Source organism: Streptomyces sp. NPDC059861 (assembly GCF_042731435.1).
Lineage (GTDB): Bacteria > Actinomycetota > Actinomycetes > Streptomycetales > Streptomycetaceae > Streptomyces.
This window is the reverse complement of the sequence record NZ_JBHWJQ010000057.1, coordinates 1-18,212: the sequence shown is the minus strand read 5'-3', so window position 1 is coordinate 18,212 and position 18,212 is coordinate 1. Positions and strand designations below refer to the sequence as shown.

The following is an 18,212-nucleotide window of genomic DNA, read 5'->3' as shown; positions in this document are numbered from 1 at the left end:
GGCACGTCGAATCGATTCGAGGATGGGCGAGACTGTAGGCAAGGGGTGCGGGTGAAGGCAATACCTTGCCCGCTATCTCACATTGAGTCCTCTTTGCCGGAATCTACTGCCGTCGGCCTGGCACGCCGAGCAGGTCCAGGGCGCCGTGAACGGCGCGTTCGAAGGGATTGACGGACTGTTCGGCGCGGGCCAGCGCGTATCCGCCCTGGACGAGGGCCGCCAGCGCCGCCGCGGTCTGCTCCGGACGCAGGCGTGCGTCCAGTTCGCCCGCGGCCTGGGCCTCGGTGATGGCCTCGGTCAGGTGGTGATTGAGGACGCCGAAGGTGTCCCGGACGGGTTCACGCAACGCTTCGTCAGCGATGATCTCCGGATCTCCCGCCAGTCGCCCGACGCTGCATCCCCGCAGCACGTCCCGTTCCAGCAGCAGATAGGCGACGATCCGCTGCAGTCCGGTGCCCTCCCCGGTGAAGATCTCACGGATCTGAGCCTGCATCAGCTCGGCGCTTCTGCGCTCGGCGGCCAGCACGAGGTCGGGCTTGCCGCCGAAGTGGTGGTACATGCTGCCCTGCCCGACGCCGGAGCGGCGCAGGATCGCGGTAGGGCTGGTGCCCAGGTAACCGCGGTCCCACAGCAGCTGGCGGGTGCCTTCGATCAGGCGGTCCTTCGCGTCCGAGATCTTGTCCATGACCCCACCATACATACATGTATGTATGGTGGGCCGACGACGAGGCCACATGGCCCGCCGAACCGTTGGAGGACGACATGGCGCGCAGGAATTCGGTCGAGATCGTGGAGGCGTTCTGGGAGCAGGTGTGGAACGCCCACGATCCGCAGAAGGTGGACGATTTCGTCGTGGAGGACTTCGTGATCACCAACGCCGGGGAGGCCATCGAGGGACGCGAGAACTTCAAGGCGTGGATCAGGGCCTTCCTCGACCAGGTCCACGACTTCCGGCTGGAGGCGATCGAGACGTTCCAGAACGAGGACGGCAGCAGGGTCGCCTCCCGCTGGCGCGCGCACGGGCGGAACAACGGCGTGATGGGCACCGAGCCCGACGGACGGCCGATCTCCTTCAGCGGCACCGCCGTGTGGGCCGTGCGCGAGGACGGCAAGCTCCTGCACAACTGGGTGGAACGCGCGAGCTGGGAGCTGTACCAGCGTCTTGCCGCATCGCCGGCCTGACACATCCAAGCGCGACGGTGCGCCGCGCGCCCTGCGAGGCGGGGCCGGTGTGAGGCGGTGGCGCTGGTCAACGCTCGCACACAAAGGCTCCCGAGGGCGGCGACGCACCCTCGGGAGCCTTCAGGCCATGAGCCGTTCGGGAGAGGTCAGGGGAACTGGACGATCTTGGAAGGAACGGTGTCCGTTCCCGACGTGCCGACTCCGGTGTCGTTGATCACGTGGCGGTACTGGCCCTTGCCGCCCAGCGAGATCACCATCAGGTGGCGCATCTTGACGCCCGGCTTGACCGGCACCTGGAAACCGTGGTGCTGCACGATCGTGTCGTCGGACGTGTAGTTGCAGTAGCTGCCGAGAGCCCAGGCCTCATGGTCGTTCACCGTGTCGGCGACCTTGTAGGCCGCGTATCCGACGATGCCGTCGTGGGTGATGGGGGCCTCGTTCGGGGCGTCGTAGGCCTTCTCGTTCTGGAAGAAGATCGTGCGGCCGCGCTCCCCGTTCCAGAGCACGTCGTACTTGTTGAAGTGCTCCACGAACAGCCCGGTGGTGAGTACGTCGTCGCCGTTGACGCGCAGGCCGTAGTCGGCCCGGTTGGTCTCCCAGCCGACGCCCTCACCGTGGTCGGCGCGCCAGATCCAGGTGTGGTCGATCAGAACGTCGTCGCTGTTGACGACCACGGAGTTGGTGGCGAGACCGGGGCCCGCCCCGCCGATGCGGACGAACACGTCCTGCATGGTGGTGGGGTTGGCGGAGTGGTCGGCGGAGGACCCGGCCGGGCCGATCTGCAGCAGCGTGTCGGAGTTCCGCGCGCCGGCGTCGATCAGGAAGCCGGCCAGCCGGACACCGTCGACGTCCGCGACGTGCATGGCGTCGATGCCGCCGTCGGGGACGATCGTGGCCAGACCGAGGCCGAGCACCACGGTGTCGGCGCGGTTGACCTGGATGGTCCGGTCGATGTGGTAGACGCCCGGGGTGAACAGCAGATGGAGGCCCTGGGCGAGTGCGGCGTTGATGGTCGCGGCCGTGGCGCCGGGCTTGACCACGTAGAACTGGTCCAGCGGCAGGGAGGTGCCCCCGGCGTTCGCCGGCCAGGACACACCGCGCGAGCTGGTGCGCTTGGCGGGCACGAAGACCTTGTAGGTGCTGCCGTCCAGGTAGAGGAACGGCTTCTCCCGCGAGATCGGGGTGGTGTCGAACGCGGTGTACGGCCCACTGGCGAAGTTGGTCGCGGGCGCGCCCTCGACACCGGTGAACGTCATGTTCCACACGCCGTTGGTCCAGCCGCCGACGGAACTGTCGCGCGTGTACCACTGCTGCTGCGAGTAGGGGCCGACGGTGCCGTCGATCTTCGAGTCGGCGATGTAGCCGCCGGAAGCCCAGCCGTAGCCGTTCGGGGCGAGGTTGAGGCCGCCCTTGACATGGATCCGGCGGAACGGTGCGGCCTGGGCGACCGCCCATCGGTTGGTGCCGTTGACGGGGTTGATGGCGAGGTTCTCGGCCGAACGCCAGAAGTTCTGTGTGGCGTTGCCGTTGAACCAGCCCGCGTCCACGGTGAGGTCGCCGTTGATCTGGACGTCGTCGGGGTTGAGTCCGAGCCCGGAGACCGAGGTGTAGAAGCCCAGTTGGGCGTTGATGCCGTTGTACGTCCCCGGCTTCAGCAGGAACTGGTAGCGGCCGCTGCCGAACTGGCTCTCCTCCTGCTGCTCGAAGACCTGGTCGAACTTCTGCTGCAGATCGGGCGTGGACGGGTCCACCACGATGACGTTCGGGCCGAGGTCTCCGCCGCCCTGGATGGGGCCGGTGCCGCCGGAGGTGGTGTGGACGCCCACCTCCCACAGGGAGTAGCCGTAGCCGGTCGCGCGGGCCGTGCCCAGGATGCGCACGTGGCGACCGGAGCCGTTCACCTCGTACGAGGTCTGGCCACCGGTCGCGCCCGTGACCTCCTTCAGCGTCCTCCAGTCCTGTCCGTCGGCGGAGGTCTGGATCTGGAAGTTCCTGGCGTGCGCGGCCTCCCAGTTCAGGTCGACCTTGCACAGGTCACGCACCGAGCCGAGGTCGACCTGAACCCACTGCGGGTCGGAGGGCCGGCTCGACCAGCGGGTGCCGCTGTCACCGTCGAACGCGGCCGAGGCCGGCGTACCCGCGTTCTCGACGGAGGAGGCGGAAGCGGGCTTGCCGCGGGCGGCGTCGGCGCTGTCGCAGGTCGCGGGCGGGGTGCTGTCCGTCGTCCCGAACACCTGGAACTCCCACAGGGAGTAGCCCCACGGTGTGGCGCGTTGCAGCCCCTGCATACGGACGTAGCGGGCCTGTCCGGAGACGTCCACGGTGTCGACGGCCCCGTCGCCGCCGGTCACCGTCCTGGCGTCACGCCAGCCGGCGCCGTCCTGGGAGAGCTGGACCTTGTAGTCCTTGCCGTAGGCCGCTTCCCAGTCGAGGACGACACGGGTGACGGAGGCCGTGACGCCCAGGTCCACCTGCAGCCACTGGTCGTCGCTCGCGGCCGAGGACCACCGGGTGCCCTGGTCGCCGTCCACGGCGTTGCGCGCGGGCGTTCCCGCGTTCTCGTCCGACGACGACGTGACGGTTCTGCCCTGGGACAAGGGGGTTTCGGCCGCCGTGGCGGGCAGCTGGCCGGGGAGGGTGACGAGCGCCGCGGTCGCGATCAGCGCGACCCCCAGTGATCCGCGTCTGAGGCGTCTCGTGCGAGTCGTATGTCTCATGCGTCAGCTTTCTACGGGTGCTTCTACGGGTGCGGTGCGAGGTGCCGACGAGCAGTTGTTTGCGACGCGCGTGGTTCGTGCGGCGGTGCCACGGCGAAGTGCGGGTGATCCACTCGCCTGAGGGCATGACGAAGGACCAACACGGCTACACAGCGTCTTAGTTCAGGCTTTGATTTAAGTGGTGAGGCAATAGGTCGGCAAGCCCTCGGACGTAAATTGCCGTGCACCTCGGGGGATTCCTCCCCTGGAGCGGATGCGGGGCGTCGTCCCGGAGGCGCTGTCGTGACGCGGCGTCAGACCTCGCGCGGGGCGAAGAGTTCGAGGTGGCCGCAGTGGGAGCAGCGGTAGGCGTCGATCTGGTAGCGCGGACGCCCCCAGCGCTTGGCTCCGCCGAAGATTCCGCGTTCCAGGGGCCCGGGTATCCAGCGCGAGAACCCGCTCGCGTGGTCACCGCCGTCCTCGATGAATCCGGGCTGCAGATCACCGGCTTGGCACTGGCTGCACTTGATCTCCACGCACGTACTGTATGTGAGTCACCGGCCCGCCTGACGGGGTGAGGTCGTCCCTACAAAGGACAAGTCCCTACTTTTGACATAAGCCGCGTGTGCCGAGCAAGAGAGGGAATCGTCCCTTCGGCGCCACCCTCGCCACTCCGAGCGGCGATGAGGCCGCGAGTGCTGGGGGACGCTGCTTCGAGCCGACGAAGAAGGACCTCATCGCCCTGTTCACGGTGGCTGCAGGCTGACTGCCCGAGTGCCGCCCAGGTGGCGAGCAGGAGTTCGGTACGGTCCGAAGCCCTTCCGCACCCGCGCGCCGAGCCGCCGGCCCACGGCGATCTCCCTCACCCGGACTCCTGGCCTCCCAGCCCGTACCGCTGGGCGGCCACGCTGTCCAGGAGCATCTCCAGCGCGGTCGGATACGCACTGGTCGTCATGCGGGAGGCGAGGAGGGGCGCCGCCTCGGCGATGCGGGGGTAGGCGCCGGCAGGCAGCGTCGCGTACGTCGAGCGCCACATGTCCTCGTCCGAGCGCAGCGACTGCTGCGGCAGGGCGAGCGACGCGGCGTCGAGGGCGGCGAAGGCCAGTGTCTGGTCGATGAACGCGTGGTAGATGCGCACGGTGTCCGGCGAGGGGAAGCCGGCCGTGCGCAGAATGTCCAGGACCGCTTCGTCGGCGGCCAGTTCGTTGGGCCGTCCCGAGACGCGGCTGGCGGTCAGCTGGGCCGCCTGGGGATGGGCGGTGTACGCGGCGTGGATGCGAAGGCCCACGCCGCGCAGATCCGCCCGCCACTCTCCGGTGGGCTTCCAGCCGTCCAACGCCTGCCCGATGAGCCGGTCGCCGATGGCGAGGATCAGGTCGTCCATTCCCCGGAAGTAGCGGTACAGGGCGCTGGGGTCGCAGTCGAGGACCAGGCCCAGGCGGCGGGCGGTGAGCCCCGCGCTGCCGTGTTCCCGCAGCAGGCGCAGGGCGGCATCGACGAACAGCGCGTCGGAGAGCACGGTGCCGCTCCTGGTGGGGCGGCGCCGCCGACGGTGTTCCTCGCGGATGACGGGCTTCGGCATCTCGGCTCCTCTTGGCGGGCGTGTCTTATGCCAACGTCATTGACCTTATGTGCGCGGGGCGCCTTTGATTCCGGCCAGGGGCCCTCCAAACCGATGGAAGCTCGACTGAGAGGCGAAACTGATCATGCGCGTACTTCTCGTGGGAGCCGGTGGCGTGGGCACGGCGATCACCCGGATCGCGGCCCGCCGGCCGTTCCTCGACACCATGATCGTGGCCGACTACGACCGTCCACGAGCCGAGGCGGCCGTCGCGTCCCTCGGAGAACGTGGCCACCGCTTCCGGGCGGAGCAGGTGGATGCCCAGGACGAGCAGGCGGTCACGGCACTGCTGCGCCGCCACGGGTGCGACGTCCTGCTCAACGCAACCGACCCGCGCTTCGTGATGCCCCTGTTCCAGGCGGCGCGCGCGGCGGGCGTCACCTACCTGGACATGGCGATGTCGCTGTCCCGGCCGCATCCCGAGCGCCCGCACGAGGAGTGCGGCGTGAAGCTCGGCGACGCGCAGTTCGCCCAGGCCGACCAGTGGGAGGAGAACGGGGCCCTGGCGCTGGTCGGCATGGGCGTCGAGCCGGGCCTGTCCGACGTCTTCGCACGCCACGCGGCAGACGAACTCTTCGACCGGATCGAGGAGATCGGCATCCGCGACGGAGCCGATCTCACCGTCGACGGACTGGCCTTCGCGCCGTCCTTCAGCATCTGGACCACGATCGAGGAATGCCTCAACCCGCCGGTGGTCTACGAGGCCGGGCGCGGCTGGTTCACCACCGCGCCCTTCAGCGAACCCGAGGTGTTCGACTTCCCCGAGGGCATCGGCCCGGTCGAGTGCGTGAACGTCGAGCACGAGGAGGTCCTCCTCGTACCACGGTGGATCGAGGCGCGGCGCGTCACCTTCAAGTACGGCTTGGGCACCGAGTTCATCGACACCTTGAAGACCCTGCATCTCCTGGGGCTCGACCGGACGGAACCCGTCACGGTGCCCGGCCCCGAGGGCGCGGTCGCCGTCTCGCCTCGGGACGTCGTCGCGGCCTGTCTCCCCGACCCGGCCACCCTGGGCGAACGCATGCGGGGCAAGACCTGCGCGGGCACCCTGGTGCGCGGTCTGAAGGACGGCAAGCGGCGCGAGGTGTACCTGTACCACGTCGTCGACAACGAGTGGTCCATGGCGGAGTACGGCTGCCAGGCCGTGGTGTGGCAGACCGCGGTCAACCCGGTCGTCGCCCTGGAACTCCTCGCGTCGGGCACCTGGACCGGCAAGGGCGTCCTGGGCCCGGAAGCCTTCCCGGCCCGCCCCTTCCTGGACCTGCTCACCGAGTACGGGTCTCCTTGGGGCATGCGGGAGCAGTGAGGGCGTTCGCGTCGCCAATGCGCATCGGCCCGCCGCGGCGGTGAACCCCAACCGCCGCGGCGCCCACCGGATCCGCGATGCACTCCGGCGGATTCCCGGGCCTGGCCCGGTCGCTACGCGGCGCGGCGCCGGACGAATCGCCGGAGGATTCGTGCGCTACGCGGCGATGACGGCGACGCCCGTCCTGCCCCCGTCGACGTCCACAACGGTCCCGTGCACGAAGGCCGCTTCCTCACTGGCCAGCCAGACCGCGGCCTGCGCGACGGCGTCCGGAGTGCCGACGCCGCCGGCCGGCGTGCCCTTCATCATGATCTCGCCCGCATGGGGCTCGCTCCCTTCGGGAGCCGGAGGCAGGATCACGCCGGGCGAGACGGCGTTCACGCGCACCCCCGTCGGCCCGAACTCCGCCGCCCAGGCCCGTGTGAGCGTCTCCACGGCTCCCTTGGTGGAGCTGTAGAGAGCGCCGAGCGGAACGCCCAGCCGCGCGATCCACGAGCCCAGATTGATGACCACACCGCTACCGGCCTCCTGCATGGCCGGGACGACGGCAGCGGTGAGGAAGAACGGTGCTTTCACGTTGACCGCGTAGACCTCGTCGAAGGTCTTCTCGTCGGTGGCGACGGTGCCCGGTGCCGGATAGATGCCGGCGTTGTTCACCAGGATGTCGATCCGCCCGCCCAGGATCTCGCGGGCTCGTTCGGCGAGGTCCTGGGAGGCCTGCTTGCTGCCGTCGAGGTCCGCCACCAGGAAGTCCGCGCGGCCACCGGCTGCGCGGATCTTGTCGGCTGCCTGAGCCCCTCGTTCCTGATTCCGCCCGGACACGACGACGTGGGCCCCTTCCGCGGCGAACGCTTCGGCGATCGCCAGTCCGATGTTGCTGGTCGATCCCGTGACCAGTGCTGTCTTGTCCCTCAGCCGCTCGCTCATGACGCCCGTCTCCTTCGTGCTCCGTAAGCCATCACGGTGCCTCGCCAAAAATGGACCGGCAAGTCCAGAGGTTTGGCGTCCAGCGGGTGTCGGGGCGCGTGGACGTAGAGTGGACCTGCTGGTCCAGCGAGGCAGCCTAAAGGGAGCGAGATGCCGCACGCGCCGACTGCGAAGGGACGGGCCACCCGGGCCCGCATCATCGAGGGGGCTGCCGAGGTCCTGCGCGAGCAGGGCGTCGCCTTCACGACGCTCGACGACATCCGCGGCCGGACCGGCACGAGCAAGAGCCAGCTCTTCCACTACTTCCCCGAGGGCAAGGACGAGCTGCTGCTGGCGGTCGCCCAGTTCGAGGCTGACCGTGTCCTGGAGGAGCAGCAGCCCCATCTCGGGCGGCTGGACTCCTGGGAGTCCTGGCAGCAGTGGCGGGACCTGGTGGTGGAACGCTATGAACGCCAGGGCGACCACTGCCCCTTGGGCTCACTGTTCCTGCAGGTCGGGCGTTCCCGCCCCGGCGCCCGGGCGATCGTCACCGAGCTCATGCGCCAATGGCAGCGGCAACTCGCCCGCGGCATGCGCGCCATGCAGGCGAACGGCGTGGTGTCGCCCGCCCTGGACGTGGACCGGTCGGCCGCCGCGCTGCTGGCCGGTATCCAAGGAGGGGTGGCCATCATGATGGCCACGGGCGACTCGACCCACCTGAAGGCGGCACTCGACACCGGCATCGAACACCTCAGGGCGAGCCGGGCGCCGGTTCGGCCCTGACGGCCGGCAAGTGCTGCCAGGCTGGTGGAAGAGGCGTACGCCTCGCATCGCCGGTCGGTCGCGACCCGAGCTGAGGCATGTCGATCACGGTGGCAAGGAACGCGTCTGCGGGCTGCTGCTCAGAACGCGGCCGGCCGGGCCGGGCGCGCCCAACGCCGGCCCTCGTGGCAGATCCGAGGTGTCACTGTCCCGGTACGAGAGCGGCAGTTCGACACGCACAGTGGTGCCCGCCGTGTGCGGACTGTCGACACTGATGCGGCCGCCGAGCGCCTCCACACGGTCCTTGAGCCCGACGAGGCCCGTACCCGCGTCGAAGTCGGCACCCCCGACGCCGTCGTCGCGGACCGCCAGGTGCAGCACCGTGTCGTCCGCCACGACGGTGACCGTGACGGCCGTGGCGCGCGCATGCTTGACCACGTTGGTCAGCGCCTCCGATATGACGTAGTAGCCGCTCACCTGGACCTGCTTGGGCAGGCTTCCCGCGGTGTGGACCGCGAGATCGACCGGTATGGGGCAGCGGCGGGCAAGGGCCTTGAGCGCGGAGACGAGACCGCCCGTCGCGAGGACCGAAGGGTGGATGCCCCGTGCCATCTCGCGCAGTTCCTCCGACGCGTCCGTCAGGCCGTCGCCCACTTCATGGAGCCGCGTGCGGAGCTCGACCTGCCCCGGTGGCACCATCTCCTGCGTCGAACCGACGAGCAGCACCAGCGACACCAGCCGTTGCTGGACGCCGTCGTGGAGGTCGCGCTCGATTCGCCGGCGCGCCTCGTCAGCGGCGTTGACGATGCGGGCGCGCGAGGCCGAGAGCTCGGCACGGGCCTCGGCGTTCTCCACGGCGGTGGCGACGAGTTCGGTGAAGCTGGCGATCTTCGCCTCCGTGTCCCCGGGGAAGGGCTTGTCCCTCGTGGAGGCGGCGATCACCCCCCACAGACGTCCGCCCACGGTGACCGGGCAGCCGACCGAAGAGCGGATGCCCATGGCGCGGGACTCCTGTGCGATCGGCCCCGTGGCGTCCGCGAAGCTCTCGATCCGCACCGGGCGACCGCTGCGCCGCACATCGCGGGCGACGCTCAGCCCGCTCAGGTCGAATCGGGTCCCCACGCGCAGAGGGTCGGATTGCCTGCTCCGGCTCCAGGCGGCGACGCCGGTGACGGTTCCGTCCGGCTCGTAGCGCTCCATGCGGGCCACGTCGGCGCCGCAGAGCAGACCTACCTCGCGTGTGACGGCCTCGAAGACTTCCGAGGGCGGACCCGACCGGGCGACCAGTGTCGCGACCTGGCGCAACGCGACGTGCTCCCGCGTCAGGCGTTCCGCCGACCGCACCGCTCGCCGCAACCGGGCCGCCAGCTGTCCCACGACCAACGCGGTGAGGACGAAGACGATCAGGGCGACGATGTCCTCGGAGTTCGCGATCGGGTACGCCTGGAACGGTGGTACGAACAGGTACCCGTAGACAACGACGCACAGCACCGATGTGATCAGTGCCAGTCGGGTCCCCCAGACCACGGCGACGGGAAGGACCACGAGCAGATAGAGCACCGAAAGGTGCAGAGAGGCTGTGTGTGGCCTCAGTAGTGCGATGAAGCCCGTCATTGCGGCCACCATGGTCACGCTGGCGAACAGCCGGTTCCACCACCGCAGACCCGGCGAGCGGATCCGACGCCGTCCCATCCCATCGCTTCCCTGGCCGACCAAGAATTGACGTAATTACCCAAAGTATGACATATCACGGCAATCGGGCCGGGGCTGACCGAACTGGGGTAGGGGCGCTTCGGGACGGTCTGCGACGAGGCGGCCCGGTCGCGTCACAGTGCGTAGGCGATGTCCGCCCAGTGGATGGCGCGGCCCGCTTCCCGGCGATCGCCGTGGGCCGCGGCGAGCTGATCGACGATCATCAGTCCCCGGCCGTGTTCGTCGTCGGCGAGACCGGCTGCCCAGTCGTCGGAGGCAGGACCTCCGTCGGAAACCTCCACGTGCACGTGCCCGGTGTCGTGGTTACAGCCCAGCCCCATGCACAGCGGCGGTTGCGCGTGCTGTACGGCATTGGCGACCAGTTCCGAGACGGTCAGCAGGACCGAGTCCGCGACCTCACCGGCGACCCCCCACCCGCTCAACAGCTCCTGAGCGATCGTACGCGCTTCCCCAGCGGCTTCCGGAAGGTGTGCCAGAGCCCAGGGACGGGCCGACTTCTTCGCGCTGTGGTCGTGCGTCACTGCCCTCACCTCCTTCCTCGACGGCGCCGCCGAGCTCGGAGTGCCGTCCGTGCCAGTTATTCCCATGTTCGGCTCCGGTACCCGTGTGTGTCTTCCAAGCCAGCGCCCAACGTCAGTACCGGTCAGCGGGAATGAATGGCAGAACCGCAGCTGACGACAGTGCACGGGGGATGGTGAGTGCGCCTGTCGGCGGCGGACACGAATGCGGCGCGAACGGCTGCGAATACAGCTAGCAGGGATGCCACCGAGGTGCCGCCCTGGGATTCTGAAGGCATGCTGCGTTGCCTGATCGTCGATGACAACGACTACTTCCTGAGCGCCGCTCGCTGCCTGCTCGAGCGCCAGGGAGTCGCCGTTGTGGGCGTGGCATCCGACAGCGCCCAGGCGCTGCGGCTCGCGGAGCGGCTCCGGCCGGACGTGGCGCTGGTGGACATCAACCTCGGCTCCGAATGTGGCTTCGACCTGGCCGTCCGCCTGCACGGGGAGGCCGGTCCGGCGGCCCTCCTGGTGATCCTGATCTCCAGCCACGCCGAGGACGACTACGCCGATCTGATCGAGGCGAGCCCCGCGGTGGGCTTCCTGAGCAAGACGGCACTGTCGGGCGACGCCATCGGTGCTCTGCTCGCCGGCGCGGGCGAGAGCTACCGGCGCGGCCCGGTCAACGGGCCTCCAGGAAGGTGATCACTGCCCGGACACGGCGGTGGTCGTCGTCGGTCTCCGGCAGGTTCAGTTTGGCGAGAATGCTCCGCACGTGCTTCTCCACCGTGCCTTCGGTGACCCAGAGCCGCCGGCCGATCCCGGCGTTGGACCGGCCCTCCGCCATGAGCTCCAGCACCTCGCGCTCCCGCGCACTGAGCACGTCCAGGGGATCAGCCCTGCGACGGACGGACACCAGTTCCTGCACCAGCGCCGGGTCCACCACCGAACCGCCCCTGGCGATCCGCTGCAGTGCCTCGAGGAACTCCCGCACGTCACGCACGCGGCTCTTGAGCAGATAGCCGATGCTGCGGCCACTGGCCAGCAACTCCATCGCGTGCTCCACCTCGGCGTGCGCCGACAGGACGAGAATGCCCATGGTGGGGTACTCCTGCCGGATGGTGCGTGCCGCCTCCAGCCCTTCTGTGCTCTGTCCCGGCGGCATCCGGATGTCCACCACCACCAGTTCCGGCGTCACCCGCCGGACCAGGTCCAGCAACTGCGGCGCGTCGGCGGCCTGACCCACCACCGCGCAGCCGGACCGCTGCAGCAGGCTGGCCAGTCCTTCGCGGAGCAGAACGTCGTCGTCGGCGAGGACGACGCGCAGATCCGCCACAGCCGGTCCCTCGTCGCCGGGCCCGTCCCCGGTGCTGATGGTTCCTGGCGTCATACCCACATTGTCGGCGAGGCGCGGTGGGTGAGCACGCGGCGAGCGCGGGCGATGCCGCATCGAGGCACGACTCAGGGCTGGTCGGTTCGACCGACCAGCCCGGAGTCGAGAGCGGGACGCTCACCCGCCCTTGGTGCTGCTCAGTGGCCTCCGCCACCGTGACCGCCGCCGCCGTGGCCTTCGCCACCGTGACCGCCGCCGTGGCCTCCGCCATGACCGCCGCCATGGCCTCCGCCGTGACCGCCGTAGCCGCCGTGACCGCCATAGCCGTTGTCATGGCCGTAGCCACCGTGGTCGTTGTCGTAGCCTCCGTCGTAGCCGCTGTTCCACCAGTTGCCGACGCCGTCATCGTGGAAGTGACGACTGTCGAAACCTCGAGCGTTGAAGTGGCTCGTGCTGACGGAGCCGCTGTGCGCCTCCGAGGGGGCGGTGGCGGCACTGGCGGCGCCGACCCCCGCGAAGCTCAGGGCTGCCACGGCGACAGGAACGGAAGCCAGGCGCGCGATCTTGGATGCCTTTGCGTTCATGATGTGTCCCTCCAGAAAACGGAATAGTCGGCTGCGGGTCGCTCGAGCCTGCGGCGGCAACTTCTCCGCCTCCGCGGGCGGCAACCGAACTGCCTCCAGCTTTGCGCCCACAGGGAGCGGTGTCTTTGCAGCCAGCGGTGGTTCTCACCTACCGCTAGCGGGAATCGAGTGTGCGGAATGCCACATCGACCCTGCTCAGAGAGGCAGGCGAGACGAGCCGGGCGGCCACGCCAGTCTTCGGAAGGTGTGCGTCGGCCGTCGCGGTACGCCGGCTGGCGGGCGTGTCAGGCATGCCGATGGCGGGCTCCCGCTGACCCGCGCGAGCCCGGCCACTGAACGTCGTGCCCCGATCAATCCGACGGTGACCGCCATCCAGACAGCAGGATTCCAAGTCCGAACGCTGATTGAGGGCTTGGTTGACGACGGGTCACTCGGGCCCGGTGTCAGGTCTCCAGCAGCGGCAGACCAGGCAGTATCTTCTCGATGGTGATCGGGAAGTCGCGTACGCGGATCCCGGTGGCGTTGAACACCGCGTTCACGACCGACGCACCGGCCCCACAGATGCCCACCTCACCGACGCCCTTCGCGCCCAGCGGGTTGGCCTTGTCGTCGTACCCGTCGAGGACGACGGCGTCGACGCCGGGGATGTCGGCGTGGACCGGCACCAAGTAGCCGGCGAAGTCGCGGTTGACGAAGGCGCCGGATCGCGGGTCCACGACGGCCTCTTCCTCAAGGGCCGCGCCGACTCCCCAGATCATGCCGCCGATCAGCTGCGAGCGGGTCGTCATCGGGTTGAACACGCGGCCCACCGAGAACACGCCGAGCATGCGCCGCAGTCGGATCTCGGCGGTGTCCGCGTCGACGCCCACCTCGGCGAAATGCGCACCGTAGGTGTTGATGGAGTACTCCGTGTAGTTCGGCTCGTCACCCATGAAGCGGATCTGACCCTCCGCCTCCAACCCTTCGGGATGGCTGCGCGCGACGATGTCGCTCAGCTCGTCGGAGGCCCCGCCGATGCGCACGCCGCCCGCCTGGAACTCGGCGCCGGCCGCATCCAGGCCGTGCAGGGGGGAACGCTCGTCACCGCAGGCCGCCTCCAGCAGCTTCGTGCGCAGTGCCGCGCACGCCCGGTCCGCCGCGGAGCACGAGTTGGTGGCACCCCACGAGCCTCCTGACCCCCAGCTGGTGGGGAAGTCGGAGCGCCCGAGTTCCACCCGCACCCGTTCCAGCGGCAGTCCGAGCCCTTCGGCGGCCACCTGGGTCAGGATGGTGTACGTGCCCGTCCCGATGTCGGTCATGTCCGTGAGGACGACCGCCTTGCCGTCGGCACCCACCCGTACGCGCACGCTTGTCGGCCCCTGGAAGTGTCCCCGGATCGCGGCCGACATGCCGTACCCGATCAGCCAGCGTCCCTCGCGGCGACTCGCCGGGGCGTCCGGCCGGTTCTCCCAGCCGAACCGGCGCGCACCCTCGCGCATGCACTCGACCAGATGCCGGTCGCTGTACGGCACGTCCCGCTCGGGATCGACGGTCGGCTCGTTGCGGATCCGCAGCTCGACCGGATCCATCCCGAGCGTGTGGGCCAACTCGTCCATCGCCGACTCGACGGCCAGCATGCCCGGCGCCTCGCCCGGCGCCCGGACGTCCGTGCCACGCGGCAGGTCAAGTGCCGCCAGCCGGTGGCTGGTCAGCCGGTGCGGCGCGGCGTAGAGGCTGCGGGTGGTGGCGGCCGTCTGCTCGGCGTACTCGATGTCCGGGTTGGTGTGCATGGTGACGTCGTGGGCGATCGCCGTGAGCCGTCCGTCGCGCTCCGCGCCCAGCCGTACCCGCTGGCTCGACGTGGGGCGCATGCCGACGAGCTGGAACACCTGCTGACGAGTCATCGCGATCTTGACCGCGCGGCCCAGTTCGCGGGCGGCCATCGCCGCGAGGATCGTCTCGGAATGGATGCCCAGCTTGGAACCGAACCCCCCGCCGACGAACGGCGTGACGACGTGCACGCGCGCCGGGTCCATCCGCAGCGTGGCGGCGACCGAGGCCTGCGCCGCGTCGACGATCTGGGAGCTGACGTAGACGACCAGGTCCTCGCCGTCAGGAGCCGCCATGCACGAGTTGGGCTCGATCGGCAGCGAGAACTCGTACGGCGTCGTGTACTGCTGGTCGATCTGGATCTCCGCACCGGCGTACCCGGTGTCGAAGTCGCCCACCGCGGTGTCCGTGGGCAGGCCCGCGTTCACCACCTTGGGGATGTACACGTCGTCCTCGAACTCGCCGAAGTCGAAACGACCCCGCCCGGTGCTGTAGGTGACGTCGACGAGATCGGCCGCGGCCCGGGCCTGTTCGAAGGTCGTCGCGACGACGAGCGCCACCGGCTGTCCGAAGTAGTGGACGTCGGCGTCGGTCATCTCCGGCTGGGCGCGCCAGTACTCGAACGGGATCGACTCGTCGCGCGGCCCCTGCTCCGGGGCGTTGAGATACGTCATCACCCACTGCACACCCGGTGCGCGCTCGGCTTCCTCGGTGTCGATCCGGCTGATGCGGCCCTTGCCGATCGTCGCGCCGACGATGAAACCGTAGAGCGGTTGACCGGTCTCCCAGTGCTCGTAGGCGTAGGTCGCCCGACCGGTGGCCTTCAACGGGCCGTCGACGCGGTGCACGGCATGCCCGATCATGTCGCCTCCTCAGCTCGACCCGGCCACCTGCGCCAGCGTGCGGCACAGTGTGCGCCTGGCCAGGTCGATCTTGAAGTCGTTGTGTCCCTGCCCGACCGCGTCGCGCATCGCCTCCTCGGCCGCGGCGCGATACGTCGCCATCGTTGCCGGACGGCCGATCAGCGCGGCCTCCGCCTCGACGGCGCGCCAGGGTTTGTGCGCCACGCCGCCGAACGCCACACGCACCTCACTGATCATTCCTTCGTCGGTGGTCGAGACGAGGGCCGCGACGGACACCAGCGCGAACTCGTACGACGCCCGGTCGCGCACCTTGCGGTACTTCTGCCGGCCCGGCGGGGGCGGGGGCAGGACGACAGCCGTGATCATCTCGCCCGGCCTCAGCTCGTTCTCGATGTGTGGTGTGTCGCCCGGCAGCCGGTAGAAGTCGGAGAGGGCGACACGGCGTACCGCCTGCTCGGCGTCGACCAGTTCGACCTCCGCGTCCAGCGCGGTCATCGCGACGGCCATGTCCGACGGATGGGTGGCGATGCAGGAGTCGCTGGCACCGAGGATCGCGTGTATGCGGTTGAACCCGCCGATCGCGGAGCATCCGGATCCGGGGTCGCGTTTGTTGCAGCCCGCGGCGGTGTCGTAGAAGAACGGGCAGCGGGTGCGCTGCAGCAGATTCCCGCCGGTGGACGCCTTGTTGCGCAACTGCCCCGAGGCGCCGGCCACCAACGCCTCCGACACCATGGGCCAGCGGGCGCGCACACGATGGTCGCCGGCCACCACGGAGTTGACGGCCTGGGAGCCGATGCGCAATGTGCCGTCCGGGAGTTCCTCGATGTCCCGCAACGGAAGCCGGCTGATGTCGACCAGGTGACTGGGCGTCTCGATGCCGAGCTTCATCAGGTCGAGCAGGTTGGTGCCGCCGCTGATGTACTTGGCTCCGTTGCCGGACACCGCGGCGATCGCGGTCGGCACGTCCGTCGCGCGCTCGTAGGTGAACGACCTCATTGCGGCCCACCTCCCGCCGTGCTGCGGATGGCCGCGACGATGTTCGGATAGGCGGCGCACCGGCAGATGTTGCCGCTCATCCGCTCGCGGATCTCCTCATTCGTCAACGCGACGTCCGGCGAGCCCACGTCGGCGGTGGCATGGCTGGGCCAGCCCGCCTCCACCTCGGCGAGCATGCCGACGGCCGAACAGATCTGGCCCGGCGTGCAGTAGCCGCACTGGAAGCCGTCGTTCTCGACGAAGGCGCGCTGCATGGGGTGCATGGCGCCGGGATCGCCCAGACCCTCGACGGTGACGATCTCGTCGTCCTCGTGCATGACGGCGAGCGTCAAGCAGGAGTTGACGCGCCAGCCGTTGATCAGCACGGTGCAGGCACCGCACTGCCCGTGGTCACACCCCTTCTTGGTCCCGCTCAGGTGCAGATGTTCGCGTAGCGCGTCGAGCAACGTGGTGCGCGGATCCACCTCCAGTTCCCGCGCCTCGTCGTTGACGCTCAGCCTGACCGCCGAGAGTGGGCTCGGACCGACCTGGCTCCGCCCCGTGGCGCCCGTATCCGCTTCGGTCATCGCGGCCCGCCTTCCTCGCTAGGTGCGGGTGTGTGCTGGATGTGCGTCGCCGCTCTTGTCAGCCCTTGAGATGGCCCGTCGGGCATGGTCCCCGCTCTCAGGGTCTCGCGGAATCCACCAGGTCGCTCGTCGGGGCGGAAGCCCTGGTCGCCGGTGGTTTCGGCCGGGGCGCCGTCCGTCGCGATGAGTTTCGGCCGGGGCGCGAGTCTGTTCCGGTGACCGTGGCGGAACGTCGTACTACGGCGCTGCCTGGCACACCCACGACACACCACGGAGAACATCATGACGACCCCGCCGGACGACCCGACCACCGCGCTGCCCGGGCACCCGCCCGTCGTCGACCTGGCCACCTGGCAGGCCGCCCGGGACGAGCTCCTGGTCCGCGAGAAGGCCCACATCCGCGAGGGCGACGCCCTCGCCGCGGCCCGCCGCCGGCTGCCGATGGTGGAGCTCGACGGGAAGGTCGAGGTCGTCGGACCCGACGGCCCGGTGCCCTTCCTGGACCTGTTCCAGGGCCGCGACGAGCTCGTGGTCTACAAGCACATGTGGTACGACGGCGCCCCGCACCAGGGGCAGTGCGAGGGTTGCACCACCACGGCGTGGCACCTGAAGGACGCCGTCTACCTCAACGCGCGCGGCGTCTCGTTCGCCATCCTGACCACGGGCCGCTGGGACGAGGTGGCCTCCTACGTCGAGTTCATGGGCTACACCCAGCCCTGGTACTCGGTGCGCGACGTGGCCGCGCCGGTCGGTGGCCCCATGGGTTACCTCACCAGCTTCCTGCGCGACGGCGAGCGCGTGTTCCTCACCTACTCCACCACGGGCCGTGGCAACGAGCGGGTCAACGGGTCACTCGGCCTGCTCGACATGACGCCCTACGGCCGGGGCGAGGCCTGGGAGGACAACCCCGAGGGCCGGCCCGAGGGACGCGGCCCGTGCTGGTCCTGGCGATCGGACGCGGACGGCAACGCCACCTGGGGCCCGACCAGCCGCCCCGTGCCGCAGTGGATCCGCCCCGGAGCGACTCCCGCGGAGACCCTCGGCCGGCACGGCCACCACCACTGAACGCGCCCGCCGGGCGGCCGGGTTCTTGTCGGAGGCGGCATCCCGTGCACCCCGTACGCCGACCGGCGCCGGTGGCCCAGGAGAGCCTGGGCCACCTCGGACGCCGGCCGGACCGAAGACGCCGTCACAGTCCTCGAAGAGCGTACGGAGGCCCGCGCCGGACGGCTGTCAGTTACGACGGTGAAGCGGGGACCGGGTGGGCCGGTCGGGGTGGTGGATCAGCCGAACTGGCCGGGCTGGTAGCTGCCGGCGGGCTGCTGGTTGATGACGTTGATGCGGTTGTAGGCGTTGATGACGGCGATGAGGGAGATGA

The 18,212-nt window shown here is 69.6% G+C and carries 17 protein-coding genes and 1 pseudogene; 5 read left to right on the top strand and 13 right to left on the bottom strand.

Going from position 1 to position 18,212, the window contains the following annotated elements; translation table 11 throughout:
• Positions 1-103: 103 nt before the first annotated feature.
• Positions 104-685: a TetR family transcriptional regulator gene (locus ACFV6X_RS33300; RefSeq protein ID WP_385389968.1), complete on the bottom strand. Its 582-nt coding sequence runs from the start codon at positions 683-685 to the stop codon at positions 104-106.
• Positions 686-702: 17 nt separating this feature from the next.
• Between ACFV6X_RS33300 and ACFV6X_RS33295 the strand changes: the two genes are divergently transcribed.
• Positions 703-1,182 (top strand): ester cyclase, encoded by a 480-nt coding sequence (locus tag ACFV6X_RS33295; protein WP_385389967.1) that lies wholly within the window; start codon positions 703-705, stop codon positions 1,180-1,182.
• A 146-nt stretch (positions 1,183-1,328) separates the two neighbouring features.
• On the opposite strand, the gene ACFV6X_RS33290 is transcribed toward ACFV6X_RS33295, so the two are convergent.
• The 3 genes from ACFV6X_RS33290 to ACFV6X_RS33280 all read right to left on the bottom strand — a co-directional run bounded on the left by ACFV6X_RS33290 (position 1,329) and on the right by ACFV6X_RS33280 (position 5,460).
• Complete coding sequence (locus ACFV6X_RS33290; protein ID WP_385389966.1) at positions 1,329-3,899, bottom strand: discoidin domain-containing protein; 2,571 nt, start codon at positions 3,897-3,899, stop codon at positions 1,329-1,331.
• A gap of 293 nt (positions 3,900-4,192) precedes the next feature.
• On the bottom strand, positions 4,193-4,408 hold the full coding sequence (locus ACFV6X_RS33285) for a hypothetical protein (RefSeq protein ID WP_385389996.1): 216 nt from the start codon (positions 4,406-4,408) through the stop codon (positions 4,193-4,195).
• A gap of 332 nt (positions 4,409-4,740) precedes the next feature.
• Entirely contained in the window at positions 4,741-5,460 is a 720-nt protein-coding gene (locus ACFV6X_RS33280; RefSeq protein ID WP_385389964.1) for a TetR/AcrR family transcriptional regulator, read from the bottom strand.
• 124 nt (positions 5,461-5,584) lie between these two features.
• On the opposite strand from ACFV6X_RS33280, the gene ACFV6X_RS33275 reads away from it, so the two are divergent.
• Positions 5,585-6,805 (top strand): saccharopine dehydrogenase family protein, encoded by a 1,221-nt coding sequence (locus ACFV6X_RS33275; RefSeq protein WP_385389962.1) that lies wholly within the window; start codon positions 5,585-5,587, stop codon positions 6,803-6,805.
• 156 nt (positions 6,806-6,961) lie between these two features.
• On the opposite strand, the gene ACFV6X_RS33270 is transcribed toward ACFV6X_RS33275, so the two are convergent.
• Positions 6,962-7,732, bottom strand: coding sequence for an SDR family NAD(P)-dependent oxidoreductase (locus tag ACFV6X_RS33270; RefSeq protein WP_385389961.1), 771 nt, complete (start codon positions 7,730-7,732; stop codon positions 6,962-6,964).
• 150 nt (positions 7,733-7,882) lie between these two features.
• Here ACFV6X_RS33270 and ACFV6X_RS33265 point away from each other — a divergent pair, with 150 nt between their 5' ends.
• The gene (locus tag ACFV6X_RS33265; protein WP_385389959.1) at positions 7,883-8,494 is read left to right on the top strand and encodes a TetR/AcrR family transcriptional regulator; all 612 of its coding nucleotides are present in this window, start codon (positions 7,883-7,885) and stop codon (positions 8,492-8,494) included.
• A gap of 84 nt (positions 8,495-8,578) precedes the next feature.
• Here the strand turns inward: ACFV6X_RS33265 and ACFV6X_RS33260 are convergent, their stop codons facing one another.
• Together ACFV6X_RS33260 and ACFV6X_RS33255 are read right to left on the bottom strand one after the other, a co-directional pair.
• Positions 8,579-10,165: a DUF4118 domain-containing protein gene (locus ACFV6X_RS33260; RefSeq protein WP_385389958.1), complete on the bottom strand. Its 1,587-nt coding sequence runs from the start codon at positions 10,163-10,165 to the stop codon at positions 8,579-8,581.
• Positions 10,166-10,299: 134 nt separating this feature from the next.
• Positions 10,300-10,707 (bottom strand): ATP-binding protein, encoded by a 408-nt coding sequence (locus ACFV6X_RS33255; protein ID WP_385389956.1) that lies wholly within the window; start codon positions 10,705-10,707, stop codon positions 10,300-10,302.
• 273 nt (positions 10,708-10,980) lie between these two features.
• On the opposite strand from ACFV6X_RS33255, the gene ACFV6X_RS33250 reads away from it, so the two are divergent.
• Entirely contained in the window at positions 10,981-11,388 is a 408-nt protein-coding gene (locus ACFV6X_RS33250) for a response regulator transcription factor (protein ID WP_385389954.1), read from the top strand.
• Here the strand turns inward: ACFV6X_RS33250 and ACFV6X_RS33245 are convergent.
• From ACFV6X_RS33245 to ACFV6X_RS33225, 5 genes are all read right to left on the bottom strand, one after another.
• Entirely contained in the window at positions 11,366-12,073 is a 708-nt protein-coding gene (locus ACFV6X_RS33245) for a response regulator (protein ID WP_385389953.1), read from the bottom strand. The genes ACFV6X_RS33250 and ACFV6X_RS33245 overlap by 23 nt on opposite strands.
• Positions 12,074-12,213: 140 nt before the next feature.
• A complete protein-coding gene (locus tag ACFV6X_RS33240; protein WP_385389951.1) occupies positions 12,214-12,711 on the bottom strand; it encodes a hypothetical protein in 498 nt (165 codons plus the stop codon).
• A 332-nt stretch (positions 12,712-13,043) separates the two neighbouring features.
• Entirely contained in the window at positions 13,044-15,272 is a 2,229-nt protein-coding gene (locus tag ACFV6X_RS33235; RefSeq protein ID WP_385389949.1) for a molybdopterin cofactor-binding domain-containing protein, read from the bottom strand.
• Between the two features lie 9 nt (positions 15,273-15,281).
• Positions 15,282-16,268: an FAD binding domain-containing protein gene (locus tag ACFV6X_RS33230; RefSeq protein ID WP_385389947.1), complete on the bottom strand. Its 987-nt coding sequence runs from the start codon at positions 16,266-16,268 to the stop codon at positions 15,282-15,284.
• On the bottom strand, positions 16,265-16,834 hold the full coding sequence (locus tag ACFV6X_RS33225) for a 2Fe-2S iron-sulfur cluster-binding protein (protein ID WP_385389946.1): 570 nt from the start codon (positions 16,832-16,834) through the stop codon (positions 16,265-16,267). The genes ACFV6X_RS33230 and ACFV6X_RS33225 overlap by 4 nt, the downstream gene beginning before the upstream one ends.
• 282 nt (positions 16,835-17,116) lie before the next feature.
• On the opposite strand from ACFV6X_RS33225, the gene ACFV6X_RS33220 reads away from it, so the two are divergent.
• On the top strand, positions 17,117-17,899 hold the full coding sequence (locus ACFV6X_RS33220) for a DUF899 family protein (RefSeq protein ID WP_385389944.1): 783 nt from the start codon (positions 17,117-17,119) through the stop codon (positions 17,897-17,899).
• A gap of 218 nt (positions 17,900-18,117) precedes the next feature.
• Here ACFV6X_RS33220 and ACFV6X_RS33215 read toward each other — a convergent pair.
• Positions 18,118-18,212, bottom strand: a pseudogene (locus tag ACFV6X_RS33215) (carboxymuconolactone decarboxylase family protein); the annotation flags it as partial.